The 17,108-nt window shown below is 69.1% G+C and carries 15 protein-coding genes; 12 read left to right on the plus strand and 3 right to left on the minus strand.

Annotated features, from left to right (window positions below; genetic code table 11):
- The first annotated feature begins 8 nt into the window (after positions 1 to 8).
- Genes V9K99_RS10175 through V9K99_RS10220 form a run of 10 tightly spaced genes read left to right on the plus strand, consistent with a single transcriptional unit; the run spans position 9 to position 12,034 of the window.
- Positions 9 to 581, plus strand: a complete 573-nt coding sequence (locus tag V9K99_RS10175; protein ID WP_337003467.1) for a hypothetical protein — start codon at positions 9 to 11, stop codon at positions 579 to 581.
- Positions 578 to 1,981 (plus strand): AAA family ATPase, encoded by a 1,404-nt coding sequence (locus V9K99_RS10180; RefSeq protein WP_337003469.1) that lies wholly within the window; start codon positions 578 to 580, stop codon positions 1,979 to 1,981. The genes V9K99_RS10175 and V9K99_RS10180 overlap by 4 nt, the downstream gene beginning before the upstream one ends.
- Positions 1,978 to 3,309 carry a hypothetical protein gene (locus V9K99_RS10185; protein ID WP_337003471.1) on the plus strand — a complete coding sequence of 444 codons (1,332 nt, stop codon included), beginning with the start codon at positions 1,978 to 1,980 and terminating at the stop codon, positions 3,307 to 3,309. Before V9K99_RS10180 ends, V9K99_RS10185 begins: the two co-directional genes overlap by 4 nt.
- Complete coding sequence (locus tag V9K99_RS10190) at positions 3,306 to 4,283, plus strand: glutamate ABC transporter substrate-binding protein (RefSeq protein ID WP_337003473.1); 978 nt, start codon at positions 3,306 to 3,308, stop codon at positions 4,281 to 4,283. The genes V9K99_RS10185 and V9K99_RS10190 overlap by 4 nt, the downstream gene beginning before the upstream one ends.
- Positions 4,280 to 5,404, plus strand: coding sequence for a hypothetical protein (locus V9K99_RS10195; protein WP_337003475.1), 1,125 nt, complete (start codon positions 4,280 to 4,282; stop codon positions 5,402 to 5,404). Before V9K99_RS10190 ends, V9K99_RS10195 begins: the two co-directional genes overlap by 4 nt.
- Positions 5,401 to 7,743, plus strand: coding sequence for a serine/threonine-protein kinase (locus tag V9K99_RS10200; protein WP_337003477.1), 2,343 nt, complete (start codon positions 5,401 to 5,403; stop codon positions 7,741 to 7,743). The genes V9K99_RS10195 and V9K99_RS10200 overlap by 4 nt, the downstream gene beginning before the upstream one ends.
- Positions 7,728 to 8,780 carry a PP2C family serine/threonine-protein phosphatase gene (locus V9K99_RS10205; RefSeq protein ID WP_337003478.1) on the plus strand — a complete coding sequence of 351 codons (1,053 nt, stop codon included), beginning with the start codon at positions 7,728 to 7,730 and terminating at the stop codon, positions 8,778 to 8,780. The genes V9K99_RS10200 and V9K99_RS10205 overlap by 16 nt, the downstream gene beginning before the upstream one ends.
- Before the next feature lie 20 nt (positions 8,781 to 8,800).
- A complete protein-coding gene (locus V9K99_RS10210) occupies positions 8,801 to 10,078 on the plus strand; it encodes a vWA domain-containing protein (RefSeq protein WP_337003480.1) in 1,278 nt (425 codons plus the stop codon).
- Complete coding sequence (locus V9K99_RS10215) at positions 10,075 to 10,797, plus strand: FHA domain-containing protein (protein WP_337003482.1); 723 nt, start codon at positions 10,075 to 10,077, stop codon at positions 10,795 to 10,797. Before V9K99_RS10210 ends, V9K99_RS10215 begins: the two co-directional genes overlap by 4 nt.
- A gap of 46 nt (positions 10,798 to 10,843) precedes the next feature.
- Positions 10,844 to 12,034, plus strand: coding sequence for an epoxide hydrolase family protein (locus V9K99_RS10220; RefSeq protein WP_337003484.1), 1,191 nt, complete (start codon positions 10,844 to 10,846; stop codon positions 12,032 to 12,034).
- A 3-nt stretch (positions 12,035 to 12,037) separates the two neighbouring features.
- On the opposite strand, the gene V9K99_RS10225 is transcribed toward V9K99_RS10220, so the two are convergent.
- Positions 12,038 to 12,493 (minus strand): hypothetical protein, encoded by a 456-nt coding sequence (locus V9K99_RS10225; protein WP_337003486.1) that lies wholly within the window; start codon positions 12,491 to 12,493, stop codon positions 12,038 to 12,040.
- Between the two features lie 123 nt (positions 12,494 to 12,616).
- Positions 12,617 to 13,549 carry a GNAT family N-acetyltransferase gene (locus V9K99_RS10230; protein ID WP_337003489.1) on the minus strand — a complete coding sequence of 311 codons (933 nt, stop codon included), beginning with the start codon at positions 13,547 to 13,549 and terminating at the stop codon, positions 12,617 to 12,619.
- A gap of 216 nt (positions 13,550 to 13,765) precedes the next feature.
- On the opposite strand from V9K99_RS10230, the gene V9K99_RS10235 reads away from it, so the two are divergent.
- Positions 13,766 to 14,197, plus strand: coding sequence for a ribonuclease (locus V9K99_RS10235; protein WP_337003491.1), 432 nt, complete (start codon positions 13,766 to 13,768; stop codon positions 14,195 to 14,197).
- A gap of 121 nt (positions 14,198 to 14,318) precedes the next feature.
- Complete coding sequence (locus tag V9K99_RS10240; RefSeq protein WP_337003493.1) at positions 14,319 to 15,305, plus strand: glycoside hydrolase family 6 protein; 987 nt, start codon at positions 14,319 to 14,321, stop codon at positions 15,303 to 15,305.
- A 132-nt stretch (positions 15,306 to 15,437) separates the two neighbouring features.
- On the opposite strand, the gene groL is transcribed toward V9K99_RS10240, so the two are convergent.
- Positions 15,438 to 17,063: a chaperonin GroEL gene (gene groL, locus V9K99_RS10245; RefSeq protein WP_337004120.1), complete on the minus strand. Its 1,626-nt coding sequence runs from the start codon at positions 17,061 to 17,063 to the stop codon at positions 15,438 to 15,440.
- Positions 17,064 to 17,108 lie beyond the last annotated feature (45 nt).

Raw genomic sequence — 17,108 nt, forward strand, 5'->3', positions numbered from 1 at the left:
GGGGTTGCATGGCGCTCGGTGACTTCTTCGCGCGGCTGACCGGCCGCAAGGCGGAGCCCGAGCCTGCGCCGGTCCCCCGTCCACCGACGACCGACGATCTGCTCGCGTCCCTGACTCGCGTCGAGCAGTTGGTTGCCGACGGCGCCGTACCGGCTGTGGTCGCGTCACGGGTCGGGCGGGTGGTCCGGATCGTGCGGGAGACGATCCCGCGGCTGGGCAACCTCGGTGGCAACGCGCAGGCGTACTCGGTAATGGCGACGGCGACCGACTATCTGCCGGAGGCGATCGGCGGGTATCTGCGGCTCCCGCGGCAGTGGGCGGACACGCGGCCGGTCGACAAGGGCAAGACGTCGCTGATGATCCTGATCGATCAGTTGGACCTCTTGGGCGCCACGATGGACAAGGTGTTCGACGCGGTGAACCGGGCCGACGCGGCGGCGCTGATCGCCCACGGCCGGTTCCTGCAGGAGAAGTTCGGCACCGGATCGACCGGCGGCGGCCTCGCCCTGGGCCCGACCTCGTCGACACCACCACCGGACACAGGACCACTGCAACCACCAGCCGGACGAGGAGGAGCATGAGCGGCGAGGGGGGTAAGTCACTCCAGCAAGCGGTCACCGCGCTGCTGGCTGTAGCTGCTCGTGCCGGAGTCCCGGAGGACAAGGCTCGTACGGAGGCGCTGACGTTGGCAGCTGCCTTGGCGGAGTCTGCTCCGGGCGCGTCTGCCGACTGGGCGAAGGTCAGTCCCGGCGCAACGACCCAGGACTTCTTCGACGCCGCCGTCCGCGGACGGCGGTGGCGTGGGGCGCCGACCGCTGTGCTTACCGAGCTGGTGACCACGGGTTCGTCCGAGAAGGTTGCCTACGCCGAGGCCCTGGCCGAGGTTGCTTCGGCGGCCTGCACCCTGGGTGAGCCCACGATGCGGGTTGTCGGCAACGCCTCGGTGGCCGCGGCCGCGCAACTGCAGGCCGCAGGCGCTCGCCCATTGCAGGTCGGTACGACGCCAACCGTGCAGGCCAAGCCTGATGCCGCGGTTGCCGAACAGCCCGAGAAGCCTGAAGAGCCCGCGAAGACAGTCGAAGAGCTGCTGGCCGAGCTGGACGAGTTGACCGGGCTGGCCAAGGTGAAGCGGGAGGTTCACCGGCAGGTCGCCGTACTGCGGGTGGAGAAGCTGCGGACCGAGGCGGGGCTGAAGAGTCCGACGATCACCAGGCACCTGGTGTTCGTGGGCAATCCAGGGACTGGCAAGACGACCGTGGCCCGGTTGGTGAGCGGGATCTACAAGGCGCTCGGGCTGTTGTCCAAGGGGCAGCTCGTCGAGGTGGACCGCTCCGAGCTGGTCGCCGGGTACCTCGGCCAGACCGCGACGAAGACCGCCGATGTGGTCGCGTCCGCGGTGGGCGGGGTGCTGTTCATCGACGAGGCCTACAGCCTGACCGCGGGGACGTTCGGCGCCGACCAGTACGGCCGGGAGGCGGTCGACACGCTGGTCAAGGAGATGGAGGACCGGCGCGACGACCTGGTCGTGATCGTGGCCGGTTATCCGGAGCCGATGGCGGCATTCATCGCGGCGAACCCGGGGCTGGCCAGCCGGTTCCGGACCACGATCGGGTTCGAGGACTACAGCGACGACGAGCTGACCGACATCCTCACCGGGCTGGCCGAGGGCGCCGACTACGAGCTGACCGCGGAGGCGCTGACGAAGTTCCGGGAGATCCTCGCGGGGACTCCGCGGGACCGGTCGTTCGGCAACGGCCGGTTCGCCCGGAACGTGCTGGAGGCCGCGATCGGCCGGCACGCCTGGCGACTCCGCGACGTCACGGCACCCACCAAGGACCAACTGCGTCAGATCCTCGCCGAAGACCTCACCGACGAGCCCGAGCACGCAGTCGAACCTTTTGCGTCCGAAGATCCGAGGTCTACAGACCACGTTTCTTCGGACGCAACGGAACAGCAGCAGCAGGATGGAGAACAGGCGTGACCCAGACCCAGAGTGCGCCGCCGCCCGCGGCCTGGTCGCCGCCGGCCCAGCAGGCGGTCCCGCCCGCGGCGCAGCAACCAGGCGCCCCGGCGCCCAGCCGGCGGAGCCCGATCGCCGCGTGGTTCGACGGGACGCCGGGCCGGATGCGCGCGTTCCTGATCGTGGCCGCGGCAATGAGCGTCGTCTTCGGCCTGGCCGCCGCACAAGGCTTCCGGCAGTCCGACGGCGCGCTCACCCGCGCCGAGGCCAACGCCGCCCAGCTGGTCCGGATCCAGGCGATCCACACCAACCTGGTCAGCGCGAACGCCGACGCCACCAACGCCTTCCTGGTCGGCGGTCTCGAGCCGCCCGGACAGCGTCAGCACTTCGTCGACTCGATGGCTGAGGCTGCGCGCCTCATCGCCGAGGCCGCGACCGCGCAGCCGGCCGACAAGGACGCGCTCGGCGCGCTCAACCAGACGCTGATCACGTACGACGGCCTGATCGAGCAGGCTCGGGCCAACAACCGCCAGGGGTTGCCGATCGGATCGCAGTACCTGAGGGACGCGAACGCCGTACTGCAGAGCGACTCGCTGCCGTTGGTGAAGGCGCTGGTGCAGGCCAATGAGCAGCGGGTCGACACCGAGTTCGACGGCATCGGGCAGGGCAACATCTGGGTCCTGGTCGGCGGCCTGCTGACGCTGGTCGTCCTCGCTGTCACGCTGCGCTGGCTGGCCCGTCGTACCCACCGCTATGTCAACCTGCCGATCGCCGCCGGTGCGCTACTCGTCCTGCTCACCACGCTGATCGGTGGCGTCTCCCTGTCCAGCGCATCCAGTGCCGCCTCGGACACCCGGTCGGACGCGTACTCCAACGCGCTCGCCGTGTCACGCGCCCGGATCGCCGCGTACGACGCCCGCTCGAACGAAAGCCTCACCCTGATCGCCCGTGGTTCCGGCGACGCGTTCGACAAGGCGTACAACGACTCGGCCGCCGTCGTGGTGGACCAGTTGGACAACGTCGACAACGGCGGCACCTTGCGATCGCAGTGGAACAACTACAACGAGGTGCACAAGTCGGTCCGCGCCCTCGACACGAAGGGCCAGTGGGACAACGCCGTCGCGCTGGCCGTCGGCAAGCAGCAGGGCTTGAACTCCGTGAGCGCGTTCACCACGTTCGACAAGAGCTCGGCCGACCGGCTGAAGACGACGAGCGAGGCGGTCCGGACCGAGCTGACCGACGCCCGGGACGGCCTGCCGCCGATCGGCTGGCTGGGCTTGCCGATCGGGATCGCGGCCGCTCTGCTGGTCGCCTGGGGTATGTCGCAGCGACTGGAGGAGTACCGATGAAGAAGCTGCTCGCCCCGGTCGCGGCCTCGCTCGCGATCCTGCTCGCCGCCACCGCCTGCGGATCCGGTGAGTACACCGCAACGCAGATCCCGCCGAAGGAGCAGCCCGCCGAGGCGACGCCCGCACCACCGGCCGCCCAGCCGAACTGCGGCAACCCGGTGGCGTCGTACACACCCGAGGGGACCCTCCCGCCGCCCGGCGCGATGCCGCCCGCCACGTACATGGACACGATCAAGAAACGCGGCCGGCTGATCGCCGGGGTGTCCGCGGACAGCCTCAACCTCGGCTCGCGTAACCCGATCAGCGGGCAGATCGAGGGTTTCGACATCGACATGATCAAGGCCGTCGCGCGGGCGATCTTCGGCACCGACCAGGGCACGGTCGAGCTGCGGGTGATCTCCAGCCCGCAGCGGATCCCGGTGTTGCAGAAGGAACAGGTCGACATCGTCGCGCGGAACATGACGATCAACTGCTCGCGCTGGCAGCAGATCGCGTTCTCCGCCGAGTACTACCGCTCGGGGCAGAAGACGCTGGTGCCGATCGACTCGACGGCGAAAACCATCGGAGACCTGAACGGCAAGACCATCTGCGCCCCGGCCGGTTCGACCAGCCTGGACAACCTGAAGCGGAAGAACCCCAAGGCAGTGCCGATCACCGCCGACACCGACACCGGCTGCCTGGCCCTGTTCCAGTCGGGCAAGGCGTACGGCATCACCGGTGACGACACAGTGCTGGCCGGCGACGTCGTCCAGGACCCGTACGCGAAGGTGCTCCCGGAGAGGTTCAGCGACGAGCCGTACGGTCTCGGCATGTCGCTGAAGCATCCGGAGTTCGTGCGGTTCGTGAACCAGGTGCTCGACCAGATGAAGGCCGGCCCCGAATGGATGACGTCGTACAACAGGTGGCTCAAGCCCGCGCTCGGTGAGCTGACGTCCCCACCGCCGTCCGTCTATGGCCGGATCCCGGGGCAATGACCGTTCGTACGCCGACAGCCACGGCGCCGGCGCCGCCGGGGAGGATGGGGAGCAGCATTCCGGCGACGGAGCTGCTGTCGTTCCTCGACGCACTGGGGACGTGGCGGGACCGGCGGAAGGCCGAGCTGGACGAGTTGGACCAGGCCGCGCTGCACTCCCCCGAGGCGGATGCGCTGAGTGCTGACGTCGTACTCAGCATGGCGGTGTGGAAGGCGGTGTCGGACCGGTACGAGCTGATCCTGGTCACCTGGGACTCCGGGCGGGTCGGGCAGACCGAGACCGAGCGGATCTCCACCCTGATCTGGGGCGGCCTGGACACCGGCGGCGCCGGTGGGTCACTCGCCGTTTCGTTGCCTGAGGCATGCAAGTTGTCGGACGCGCTCGCGTCCAGCCTGCGGGCCAAGCTCGCACTGGAGCCGGGAGACGCCGACCTGGCAGCGCGATTGCGCCAACTGCGTGCGGGGGTCGAGCGGATCAACGACCTGGTCGCGCTCGAGCCGGCCAACACCCGCAACGCGGCGATCGCCCAGCACCACGATCTCGATCGCCGGGTCACCGACCTTGCCGAGCGCAACAAGCGCGGCGCGGACATCGGCGGGTTGATCGGTCCACTGGAGATCGACGCGGCCCGGACCGAACGCGACCTGATCGTCGGTGCCGCGACCCGCAAAGAGCGTGCGGCCGATGTCGCCCGGGCCCGGTCGCTGCGCAGTGAGCTGGAGGCGCAGGGCATCGCAGTACGGGCGCTCGCCGACCGAGCCGTTGCCGCGATCACGCCGGCCCCGCGTCTCGCCGTACCAGATGTGACTGCGATCGGGCCGGTGCCGAACACCCCGGCCGAGCTGGAGAAGTACCTGACCCGGCTGGACGCCGTACGACGTGCGCTCAGTCAGGCCCAGTCGGCGTACGGCTCCGCGATGGACCGGCGTGACGAACTGGCTGCCCGGCTGGACGCGTATCAGGTGAAGGCATCCAGCGTTGCACCAGGCAACGAGGATCTTGCTGAGTTGTACCGGCGTGGACGTGCAGTGATCGAGTCGGTGCCAGTGGACCTGGCCAGGCTCGGCGCGCTCGTCACGGCGTACCAGGCTTACCTGGAGAGCACCGGAGGGACCAGATGACCACGACCATCGCCTGCACGCAGCCTGGCTGCACGGGCACGATCCAGGACGGGTACTGCGACGTCTGCGGGTCACCCGCAGCATCCGGTACGGCGAGCGCGAGCCCGGCCCCGGCAACCGGTGCCTGCACGCAGCCCGGCTGCACCGGGACCTACGTCGACGGGTACTGCGACGTCTGCGGCTCACCCGCGCCCGACGGCTCCACGGCTCCGGACCCGATCAGCAGCCCGTCGACGGTCTCCCGCGCGTCCAACCGGCTCGCCTCGACACCACTCGGCTCTGCCCGCGCGCAAGCGGCCGGCTCGAAGCTGACCCGCCGGCTCGGTACGTCGTCCACGCGGCTGCGCGGTGCACGCCTCGGTGCAGGCCTGACGCACGTACCGACGATCCCCGCGATCGACGCGAGCAAGGCGATCCTGGCCAAGCCGATGGTCCCGGAGGACCGCCGGAACTGCCCCAACTGCGGCAACCCGGTCGGCCGCTCCCGTGGCGACCAGCCGGGCCGCACCGACGGGTTCTGCCCCAAGTGCCGCAGCCCGTTCTCGTTCTCGCCCAAGCTGCACCCGGGTGACCTGGTCGGCGGCCAGTACGAGGTGGCCGGCTGCCTGGCCCACGGTGGTTTCGGCTGGATCTACATGGCCCGGGACAAGAACGTGTCCGACCGCTGGGTGGTGCTGAAGGGCCTGCTCAACTCGGAGGACCCGGACGCCGTCGCGGCCGCGATCGCCGAGCAGCAGTTCCTGGCCCGGGTCGAGCACCCGCTGATCGTGGAGATCTACAACTTCGTCACCCACGAGGGCGCCGGCTACATCGTGATGGAGTACGTCGGCGGCACCTCGCTGAAGACGTTGCTCAAGCAGCGGATGGCGGCGAAAAAGGGCGAGTACGACGCGCTGCCGATCGACCAGGCGATCGCGTACATCCTGGAGATCCTGCCGGCCTTCTCGTACCTGCACGACCTCGGCCTGGTGTACTGCGACTTCAAGCCGGACAACATCATCCAGGTCGGTGACGCGGTCAAGCTGATCGACCTCGGCGGTGTCCGGCGGATCGACGACATGGACTCCGCGATCTACGGAACGGTCGGTTTCCAGGCGCCCGAGGTGGCCGAGGTCGGGCCGTCCGTTGCCTCCGACATCTACACGCTCGGCCGGACGTTGTGCGTGCTGGCGATGGAGTTCCGCGGCTACCAGTCCCGGTTCGTCACGTCGTTGCCGCCGGTGGCCGACGTACCGCTGTTCCAAAAGTACGACTCGGTCTACCGGCTGCTCCTGAAGGCCTGTGCGAAGGACCCGGCGGACCGGTTCCAGACCGCTGACGAGTTCCGGGTGCAGCTGCTCGGCGTACTGCGCGAGGTCGTTGCCGACAAGCAGGGCAACAAGGCGGCCCAGCACTCGGCGTCGTCGCTGCTTTTCGAGACCTCGGGCGACCGGGGAGTCGGGTCGGACAACGAAGCGACCTCGTGGCGTCAACTGCCGGCGCTGGCGCCGGACGACGGCGACAAGATGGCCGGTTGGCTGAAGACAGTGAGCGTGCCCGACCCCGCCAAGCGGCTGGAAGTGCTCGTCGATGCGCCCGAGTCGTCGCCGCAGGTCCTGTTGGAGATCGCCGAGACCGCACTCGAAGTGGGCGAGTATCGCTACGACATGGTCGACACAGCGGTCTCCGACCTGCTCGCCGCGGACCCATGGGAGTGGCGGGCTGTCTGGATGGCCGGACTGGTCGCGCTAGCCCGTGGCGACGCGCCCGGGGCACAGTCCGCGTTCAACGCCGTCTACGGCCAGGTGCCGGGTGAGCTCGCACCGAAGCTCGCCCTGGCGATCGCCTGTGAGCTCAGCGGCGAACACCACGTCGCGGAGGGGTTGTACCTCACCTGCGCGCGCACCGACGCGAACTACATCGCACCGTCGGCCTTCGGACTGGCGCAGATCCGTTCCAACCGGGGTGACCTCGACGGAGCCATCGCCGCACTCGACCTGGTCCCGCGGACCAGCGGCGCGTACATCCGGGCTCGTCGCCAGCGAGCCGGTCTACTGGCAGGATCAGGGCGTGGCCTGCCCGCGCTGGCCGAGGCGATGAACAGCATCAACGCGCTGACCATCGACCCGGTCGACCGGGCCAACCTGGCCGCGGACGTGTTCCGGACCGCGCTGGCAGAGGTTCAGCAGTCCGGTCCGCAGGAAGGGCTGCGGATCGACGGACAGGAGGCGACCGAGCCGGCCCTGCGGGACGGGCTCGAGGCCACCTACCGTCAGCTGGCGAACCATGCGAAGAGCCGGCCGGAACGGATCGCCCTGGTCGACCTGGCCAACGAGGTTCGAGGATGGACGTTGCGATGACGAGTACGACCCAGACGGTCTGCCCCAGCTGTGGTGGCCCGGTGTCCGAGGCGGATCGCTTCTGCGAGGCCTGTGGCGCCGAGCTCCAGCCGACCGCGCCGACCACACCGGCGCTGGACACGGACACCGAGCCGACGGTCGAGATCAACACGACCCCGGTCAGTCCGTGCCAGTCCTGTGGCGGTGTGGTCGGTACGGACGGCTACTGCGAGACCTGCGGTACCAAGGCCGCCAAGCCACGCGACCACTTCGACGAGCAGCCCGCACCGTGGGTCGGCGGGGTGTGCGACCGAGGCATCCGGCACAGCCGGAACGAGGACGCCATGGCTATCGCGGCCGACCCCGAGCCGGGCAGCAGGGCTCTGCTGGTCGTCTGCGACGGGGTCAGCTCGTCACTCGACTCGGATGTCGCCAGTCTGGCCGCGGCCCGGGCCGCTCGCGAGGTACTCGAGGCCGGCCACGCGCAGGGCATCGGCACCGTGTCGTCCCGCAGCGGTGCGATCGCGGCCCGGCTCAAGGCGGCTGCCGATGCGGCCAATGACGCCGTACTGGAGAACACGAGTCCGGACAGTCCGAACCCGGCGTCGTGCACGTTCGTGGCGACCGTTCTGGAGGACGGGCTGCTGGTGGCCGGTGTGGTCGGGGACAGCCGCGCGTACTGGTTCCCGGACGACGCCGAGGCCGTCGCACTGACCGTGGACGACTCCTGGGCCGCCGAGCTCATCGCGACCGGTATCCCGCGCGCGGAGGCCGAGTCCGGTCCGCACGCACACGCGATCACCCGGTGGCTGGGCAAGGACGCCCCGGACCACACACCCCGTACGACGACCGTCCAGGTGACCGGGCCGGGATGGATCGTGGTCTGCTCGGACGGGCTGTGGAACTACTGCTCCGAGGCGGCACCGCTGGCCGACCTCGTACGTCAGACCGCAGCGGCGCACGGTGGCGAGCCCTTGGCCACCGCGTCCGCCCTGGTCGACTGGGCCAACGCCCAGGGCGGTCAGGACAACATCACCGTCGCCCTGGCGCGGCTCTAGTCTTCGAAAGGACGCCCCAGATGGCCGAGTTCTCCGCTTCCGTCTACCAGAACGAGTTTCTGCCCGATGGTGGAACCGACGTGCACGCCATCGTCACGGTGGACTGCAACGGCGCCGGTGCCGCCGGGCAGTCCGGCAGCGGTGACGCGGGCGAGATCATCATCGTCGACACGTCCGGCTCGATGGGCGCCGACGGTGTCCGGGCCGCCGCGTACGCCGCGCAGACCGCGCTCGACCAGATCCTGGACGGCGTCTGGTTCGCGGTGATCTCCGGTAACGACCGCGCCCAGCTGGCGTTCCCGCCGTCACCGGAGCCGGTGATGGTGAAGATGGACCAGTTCACCCGGCAGGCGGCCAAGGAAGCGGTGTCCCGGTTCTACGCCGACGGCGGGACCGCGATGGGCACCTGGCTGCGGCTGGCCTCCCGGGTGTTCGCGACCGTGCCGTCGCTGTCCCAGAAGCACGCCATCCTGCTCACCGACGGCGAGAACCAGCACGAGACGCCCGAGGTGCTGACCCAGACGATCGAGGCGGTCACCGGCCAGTTCCAGTGCGACTGCCGCGGTGTCGGGGTCGCCTGGCAGGTCGACGAGGTACGGCGGATCGCGACCGCACTGCTCGGCACCGTCGATATCATCCCGGCGCCGGACCAGCTGGCGGCCGAGTTCTCCAGGCTGATCCAGAACGCGATGAGCCGCGGTGTCGCGAAGGCCGATCTGCGCGTCTGGGCTCCGCAGGGCGCGCAGGTGCTGTTCGTCCGCCAGGTCGCTCCCACGGTCGAGGACCTGACCTCACGCCGTACGGCGATCAATCCGCTGACCGGCTCGTATCCGACCGGCTCGTGGGGTGACGAGTCGCGTGACTACCACGTGGCGATCCGCCTGGCCGCCAAGGCGATCGGGCAGGAGCAGCTCGCCGCCCGGGTGCAACTCGTGCTCGGCGACGACGTGGTCGCGCAGGGCCTGGTCAAGGCGCTGTGGTCCGCGGACGAGGCGCTGACCACGCGGATCAGCCCCGAGGTCGCGCACTACACCGGGCAGACCGAGCTGGCCGAGGCGATCCAGGAAGGCCTGGCTGCGAAGGCGGCTGGCGACACCGCGACCGCGACCACCAAGCTCGGCCGTGCGGTCCAGCTGGCCGCCCAGACCGGCAACGAGGAGGCGACCACCCGGCTCCGTAAGGTGGTCGACATCGAGGACCAGGACACCGGCACCGTGCGACTCAAGCGCACCGTCGAGAAGGCCGACGAGATGGCGCTCGACACCGCGTCCACCAAGACGACCCGGGTGAAGAAATGACGACAGTCAGCTGTCCGAGCGGGCACCCGTCCGTCTCGACCGACTACTGCGACGTCTGTGGCCTGCCGATCGACGCCGCGGCCACCCCGGCCGCGGCGTCGGTCCCGGCACCGGCCGTCGCCGCACCGGCCCCGGCTGCGGCGCCCGCGACCCAGACGTGCCCGAACTGCTCGGAGTCGGCCGCCGCGGACGCCTTGTTCTGCGAGAGCTGCGGCTACGACTTCACCACCGGCACGATGCCGCGTCCGGCGTCGTCGCTCGACCTCGGGGCGCCGCCCACGGTGCCGCCGGCACCCGTCGCGACCGCTGACTGGGTCGTCGAGCGCTGGGTCGATCCCGACTGGTACGAGGTACAGCAGAGCGACGACCCGTGTCCGTCGCCCGGCCTGCCGGTGGTGATCCCGCTGACCGAGAAGAGCGTGCTGATCGGCCGCCCGTCCAAGAGCCGCGGTATCAACCCCGAGATCGACTGCGGTGACGACACCGGCGTCAGCCGCCGCCAGGCCCAACTCACCACCGACGGCACCCGCTGGTGGGTCGAGGATCTCCGGTCCTCCAACGGCACCTACGTGGCCCCGGCCTCCGGTCCGCTCCCCGAGGACCCGATCGTCCCGGGCCAGCGCCGCGAACTGAACTCCGACGACCGCGTCTACGTCGGCGCCTGGACCCGCCTCGTCGTCCGCAAATCCACCCCAGAAGAAAAAGCCGGCCAAGCCTGAGTTATTGCGGAAGGAAGCTCGCCGCAATGGTTCATAGCTTGGGGGCATGACGACGAACACAGACATCAGGCCCTTCCGGATCGAGATTCCGCAGGCTGAGGTGGACGACCTCAAGGCGCGGCTGGCCGGCGCACGCTGGCCGGCCACGCCATCGGTGGACGACTGGAGCCGTGGCGTTCCGGTCGGTTACCTGAAGGAGCTGGCGGCGTACTGGGCCGACGGCTACGACTGGCGTGCCGCCGAGGCGGCGTTGAACGAGATCCCGCAGTTCGTCACCGAGATCAACGGGCAGCGGATCCACTTCTTCCACCAGCGGTCGGCGTCGCCGGATGCGTTGCCGCTGATCCTGACCCACGGGTGGCCGGGGTCGCCGGTGGAGTTCCAGCAGATGATCGGCCGGCTGACCGATCCGGTGGCGTACGGCGGTGACGCGGCCGACGCGTTCCATGTCGTCGTACCGTCGCTACCCGGGTACGGGTTCTCGACGCCTCTCGGGCCGGGTGGGTTCAACCTGTTCGGGGTGGCGCAGATGTGGGCGGAGCTGATGAGCCGGCTCGGGTACGAGCGGTACGCCGCCCATGGGACGGACGCGGGCTCCGGGGTCGCGGGGATGCTGCCGATGGTGGATCCGGCTCGCGTGGTCGGCGTACATCTGGCCGGGGTGAGTGCGGGAGCGCCGTTCGGGGATCCGCTGCCGCTCGAGGGGTTGTCGGAGTCGGACCGGGCGCGGGCCGAGCGGTTCAACGAGATGATGGATGAGGGGTTCGGGTACCTCGTGTTGCAGTCGACGCGGCCGCAGACCTTGGCCTACTCGCTGAACGACTCGCCGATCGGGCAGCTCGCGTGGATCGTGGAGAAGTTCGCCGAGTGGACCGACCCGATCCACAAGCTGCCCGAGGAGGCCGTCGACCGGGACCAGCTGCTCACGAACGTCAGCCTGTACTGGTTCACCGGGTCAGGGGCATCGTCGGCGCATGCGGTGTACGAAGGGATGCAGGCCTGGAAGGCGTACGCCGCTCAGCAGGCGGCAGGTGGATCCGAGGGCTGGGGCGACGTGGCCGGACCGCCGACCGGGGTTGCAGTGTTCGGGGCCGAGACGGCGATCAAGAGCCTGGCGGATCCGGCCGGGAAGATGAGCCACTGGAAGGAGTACGACCGCGGCGGTCACTTCGCCGCGATGGAGGTGCCGGACCTGCTCGCCGCCGACCTCCGGTTGTTCTTCGGTCCGCTGCGCTGAGGACTACTTGCCGGGCTGGACCTCGCGGGTCCAGCCCGGCATCGGCTTGAAGCACATCCACTCGATGATCGCCGAGCCGACGATGAGCGGGATCACCCAGCTCCACGGCTGCCGGGGTGCGCTGACCACCAGAATCGCTGTCCACAAGGCGATCCAGCCACCGCCGTACCCGCGCAGCACCCCGCGGTACCAGAGCCCGCCGGGAGCTTCGGCGGCGCGTTGACCGAGATAGACGAACAGGTACGACGCGAGCGAGATCGGCCAGAAGAACCAGAGCCGGCCCCAGTCGTACGGGACCATCACGAGCGCGGTCAGGCAGACGATCGCGATCGTCCAGTGGTAGATCTCGCCGGCCCAGTTCAGCCCTCGGCGGCGCAAGGTGAGCACGATCGCCAGCGGGCCGAACAGCACCGCCAGCACTCCCGCGGCGACATGCAGGATGAGCGCGATGTCACGCATCGCCGGTCCTCCCCGTACCCCAGCACAGGCCGGAGCTCTCTGACATGTCAGGGAGCATAGGGCTCACAGCCGCCGGCGTCTCCCCCTCGGCGCGCCCAGTGCGGCGCGCCGAGGGAGCCGGGATCAGCTCGCCGGGAAGGACAACACCAAACGGACCGCGAAGTTCCGGTAGTTGAGGCGTTCGAAGCTCCGGGCCATCGGCACGTTGCCGAAGTCGGTGTCCGCCCTGATGTGCTCGGCACCAAGCTCCGCGAGTAGGTGCGTGATCTCGGCCAGCAGGTCGTCGCTGTACCGGTGACCGCGATGCTCGGACAGTACGCCGAGGTAGCCGACCGTCGGCCCGGCCTGGTTCGCCGACGGGATCGCGAACCCGATCAGCTTGCCGTCGGCGTCGTACGCAAGCCTCCACCAGGCCCGTTCGCCCGGCATCGACTTGTACAGCTCCAGTTCCTCGCGGGCCGCGCCGTCGACGCCGAGCCGGGCGATCTCTCGCGCGGTGGCGGCGTCGAGGCTACCCTCGGTCACCTTGCGGAACACGTCCACGAAGGCTTCGTCATCGGCCGGCTCGAACCGCAGCCGGGTGGACCGCGGCGGCAGACCGTACTCCGGCTTCCACTCGTACCGCAGCCGCTCGGTGACCCCGGTCAGCCCGGCCGCTTCGGCCGCCTGCCGGCGCGGCGCGAGCTCCGCGACCACATCCGGCTGGTCTTTCCAGTCAGCGGACAGGAAGAAGTGGTACTCCGGCGGCTCGGAGTCGGCCGGGCGGCTCTTCATGGCGTGCTCGATCAGCGCCGTCCAGACCGGCACCGGATCGCCGTCGCCGGCGTAGTACAGGCCGTCGATGCTGTACGGGTGCTCGTGCTCGGGCAGGCCCCACCAGATGGCCAGCGCCTGGATCTTGCCGTCCTCCTCGACGACCCAGGTCCAGTCGTCCCGGTAGGTGCGGTCGGCAACGAAATCGCGGTAGCGCTCGAGCGTGACGGTGTTGACCGACTGCTGCTCGATCAGGGCAAGGATGGTGTCGAGGTCGGCCTCGACAGTGGTACGGATGTTCACGAATCCTCCAACAGGAGGCGCGACTGCTCCGCTCAGTGCGAGCTGTGCGAGCGGACCGGGCGCGCCGGGAAACAAGTCAGTGTCTTCATCGGTCGCTCCTTCCACTCAGGATCGTTCTCGCCGGGCCAGACATTAGACCCTGGCCGGGGTCATAGTCCAACGGTTATTCACAGCTGGGATGTACCGGCGCTGTGTGTGCCGGGAAGCCTCCCGGACATGAGAACCCTCATCGCCGCCCTCACCCTCGTCACCGCCACCACACTGGGCTCCACGGCGTACGCCGTACCTGCTGCCGAGCCCGCGTACGACGTCCAGTCCGCCGGCCGGACGTACGTCGTACCGACAACGACCGCTCTGCCGACCTGCGCACTCAGCTCGTTGCCCTCGCAGGCCTCCGACACGCTCGACCTCATCCACTCCGGTGGGCCGTTCCCGTATCCGCAGGACGGGACCGTCTTCCAGAACCGGGAGGGCATCCTGCCGGACGAGTCGAGCGGCTATTACCACGAGTACACCGTGAAGACGCCCGGCTCGGACGACCGCGGCGCCCGCCGGCTGGTCGGCGGTGGCGCGAAGACGACGCCGGAGTTCGTCTACTACACCGACGACCACTACTCGTCGTTCTGCGCGATGGACGAAAACAGTTAACAGTCTCGACTCAATCGCGGTTAGATCTTTTCAAACGATCGCCTAACCGGTTAACGTCCCGGGGTAACGTCGTCGACACGTTGAGTAGCCACCACCGCCCCTCACGGAAGGACCTACCCCGATGTCCACCCTGCGCAAGGCCACCCTCGGCCTGCTCACTGTCGGGCTGTTCACCCTCGGCGGCCAGCCTATGCCCGGGCTGGCGGCCGAACCCCGATCTGCCGGCGGCGCGCCCACCGCGGTCGCCGGCAACCCGGTCCAGCTCACGAACGGCTTCTACGTCGACCCGAACTCCAACCCGGCCGCCTACGTGAAGCAGCACCCGGGCGAGACCGAGATCAAGACCAAGATCGCCGACAAGGCCGGCGGTCGCTGGTTCGGCAACTGGAGCGGTGACATCAAGGCGGCGGTCACGTCGTACACCACCGCCGCGGACCGGGCCGACAAGCTGCCGATCCTGGTCGCCTACAACATCCCCGGCCGCGACTGCGGTGGTCACTCCGGTGGCGGTGCCGGTTCGCCGGCGGCGTACCGGGACTGGATCGCCAAGTTTGCCGACGGAATCGGCAACCGGCCGGCCGTGGTCGTGATCGAGCCGGACGCGCTGGCCCAGCTCGACTGCATGCCGGAGAACCAGCGGCAGGTCCGGATCGACCTGCTGAAGTACGCCGCCAACCAGTTCGCGACCAAGAACCCGAACACCTGGGCCTACATGGACGGCGGCAACACCAACTGGATCGAGGCCGGTGAGATGGCCCGGCGGCTGCGACTGGTGGACGTCGGCAAGATCCGCGGCTTCGCGCTGAACGTGTCGAACTACTACACCACCGCCCAATCGGTGACCAAGGGCAACGCGATCAAGAGCGCGCTCGGCGGCGGCAGCCAGTTCGTCGTCGACACCAGCCGGAACGGCAACGGCTCGAACGGAGAGTGGTGCAACCCGGCCGGCCGCAAGCTCGGCGTCCCGTCCCAGGTCGGCGGCGGCGCGGATCTGCTGCTCTGGCTCAAGGTCCCCGGCGACTCCGACGGCGACTGCGGGATCGGCAAGGGCATCCCGGCCGGCACCTTCTCGGCCACCCTGGCCAAGCGCCTCATCTCCGGAACGTGATGCTGTTACGTCCGAAGAACTGTGGCCCATAGCCCTCATTTCTTCGGACGTAAGCGCGAGGGACAGCAAGAAAGCGGCCCCGGGCGAGTGCCCGGGGCCGCTTTGTACCGCTGTGTGCTGTCGGACCTCAGATCAGAAGTCCATGCCGCCCATGTCGGGCGCGCCACCCGGAGCGGCCGCGGCCTTCTCCGGCTTGTCGGCGATGACGGCCTCGGTGGTGAGGAACAGAGCCGCGATCGAGGCTGCGTTCTGCAGCGCCGAGCGGGTCACCTTCGCCGGGTCGATGATGCCGGTGGCGATCAGGTCGACGTACTCGCCGGTGGCGGCGTTGAGGCCCCAGCCCGGCTCGAGGTTGCGAACCTTCTCCACCACGACGCCACCCTCGAGGCCGGCGTTCACGGCGATCTGCTTCAACGGCGCCTCGACCGCGGACCGCACGATGGCGGCACCGGTGGCCTCGTCACCCTCGAGGTCCAGCTTCTCGAACGCGATCACACTGGCCTGGAGCAGGGCCACGCCGCCGCCGGCGACGATGCCCTCCTCGACGGCCGCCTTCGCGTTGCGAACGGCGTCCTCGATCCGGTGCTTGCGCTCCTTCAGCTCGACCTCGGTGGCCGCGCCGACCTTGATCACCGCAACGCCACCGGCCAGCTTGGCCAGCCGCTCCTGCAGCTTCTCGCGGTCGTAGTCGGAGTCCGACTTCTCGATCTCGGCGCGGATCTGGTTCACCCGGCCGGAGATCTGGTCCGCGTCGCCCTCGCCCTCGACGATGGTCGTCTCGTCCTTGGTGACGACGATCTTGCGGGCCTGGCCGAGCAGCTCCAGGTCGACGGTGTCGAGCTTGAGGCCGACCTCCTCGGAGATCACCTCGCCGCCGGTGAGGACGGCGATGTCGACCAGCATGGCCTTGCGGCGGTCACCGAAGCCCGGCGCCTTGACGGCGACGGCCTTGAAGGTGCCCTTGATCTTGTTGACGACCAGGGTGGCCAGCGCCTCGCCCTCGATGTCCTCGGCGATGATGGCCAGCGGCTTGCCGGTCTGCATCACCTTCTCCAGCACCGGGACCAGGTCCTTGATGCTGGAGATCTTGCTGTTCACGATCAGGATGTACGGGTCGTCGAGGACCGCTTCCATCCGCTCCGTGTCAGTGACGAAGTACGGCGAGATGTAGCCCTTGTCGAAGCGCATACCCTCGGTGAGCTCGAGCTCGAGGCCGAAGGTGTTGCTCTCCTCGACGGTGATGACGCCTTCCTTGCCGACCTTGTCCATCGCCTCGGCGATGATCTGGCCGACCTGGTTGTCGGCGGCCGAGATCGAGGCCGTGGAAGCGATCTGCTCCCGGGTCTCGACGTCCTTGGCCAGCGCGAGCAGCTGCTCGCTGACCGCCTCGGTCGCCTTCTCGATGCCCTTCTTCAGGCTCATCGGGTTGGCGCCGGCCGCGACGTTGCGCAGACCCTCGCGGACGAGAGCCTGAGCCAGCACGGTGGCGGTGGTGGTGCCGTCACCCGCGACGTCGTCGGTCTTCTTCGCAACTTCCTTGACGAGCTCGGCCCCGATCTTCTCGTACGGGTCCTCGAGCTCGATCTCCTTGGCGATGGAGACACCGTCGTTGGTGATGGTGGGGGCGCCCCACTTCTTCTCCAGGACGACGTTGCGGCCCTTCGGGCCAAGCGTCACCTTGACGGCGTCGGCGAGGGTGTTCATACCCCGCTCGAGGCCGCGGCGCGCCTCTTCGTTGAAAGCAATCAGCTTGGGCATTCTCCGCGAGTCCTCCCGCGTCGAGTCATTGTGGTTCAGCCGGCC

The sequence above is a fragment of the Kribbella sp. CCNWLW201 genome (assembly GCF_037203805.1).
In the GTDB taxonomy this organism is placed as follows: domain Bacteria; phylum Actinomycetota; class Actinomycetes; order Propionibacteriales; family Kribbellaceae; genus Kribbella.

Bases quoted from the DNA above. Each gene is read 5' to 3' on its own strand.
- V9K99_RS10175 (WP_337003467.1), top strand. From the start codon at position 9: ATGGCGCTCGGTGACTTCTTCGCGCGGCTGACCGGCCGCAAGGCGGAG.
- V9K99_RS10180 (WP_337003469.1), top strand. From the start codon at position 578: ATGAGCGGCGAGGGGGGTAAGTCACTCCAGCAAGCGGTCACCGCGCTG.
- V9K99_RS10190 (WP_337003473.1), top strand. From the start codon at position 3,306: ATGAAGAAGCTGCTCGCCCCGGTCGCGGCCTCGCTCGCGATCCTGCTC.
- V9K99_RS10195 (WP_337003475.1), top strand. From the start codon at position 4,280: ATGACCGTTCGTACGCCGACAGCCACGGCGCCGGCGCCGCCGGGGAGG.
- V9K99_RS10200 (WP_337003477.1), top strand. From the start codon at position 5,401: ATGACCACGACCATCGCCTGCACGCAGCCTGGCTGCACGGGCACGATC.
- V9K99_RS10205 (WP_337003478.1), top strand. From the start codon at position 7,728: ATGGACGTTGCGATGACGAGTACGACCCAGACGGTCTGCCCCAGCTGT.
- V9K99_RS10210 (WP_337003480.1), top strand. From the start codon at position 8,801: ATGGCCGAGTTCTCCGCTTCCGTCTACCAGAACGAGTTTCTGCCCGAT.
- V9K99_RS10215 (WP_337003482.1), top strand. From the start codon at position 10,075: ATGACGACAGTCAGCTGTCCGAGCGGGCACCCGTCCGTCTCGACCGAC.
- V9K99_RS10220 (WP_337003484.1), top strand. From the start codon at position 10,844: ATGACGACGAACACAGACATCAGGCCCTTCCGGATCGAGATTCCGCAG.
- V9K99_RS10225 (WP_337003486.1), bottom strand. From the start codon at position 12,493: ATGCGTGACATCGCGCTCATCCTGCATGTCGCCGCGGGAGTGCTGGCG.
- V9K99_RS10235 (WP_337003491.1), top strand. From the start codon at position 13,766: ATGAGAACCCTCATCGCCGCCCTCACCCTCGTCACCGCCACCACACTG.
- V9K99_RS10240 (WP_337003493.1), top strand. From the start codon at position 14,319: ATGTCCACCCTGCGCAAGGCCACCCTCGGCCTGCTCACTGTCGGGCTG.
- groL (WP_337004120.1), bottom strand. From the start codon at position 17,063: ATGCCCAAGCTGATTGCTTTCAACGAAGAGGCGCGCCGCGGCCTCGAG.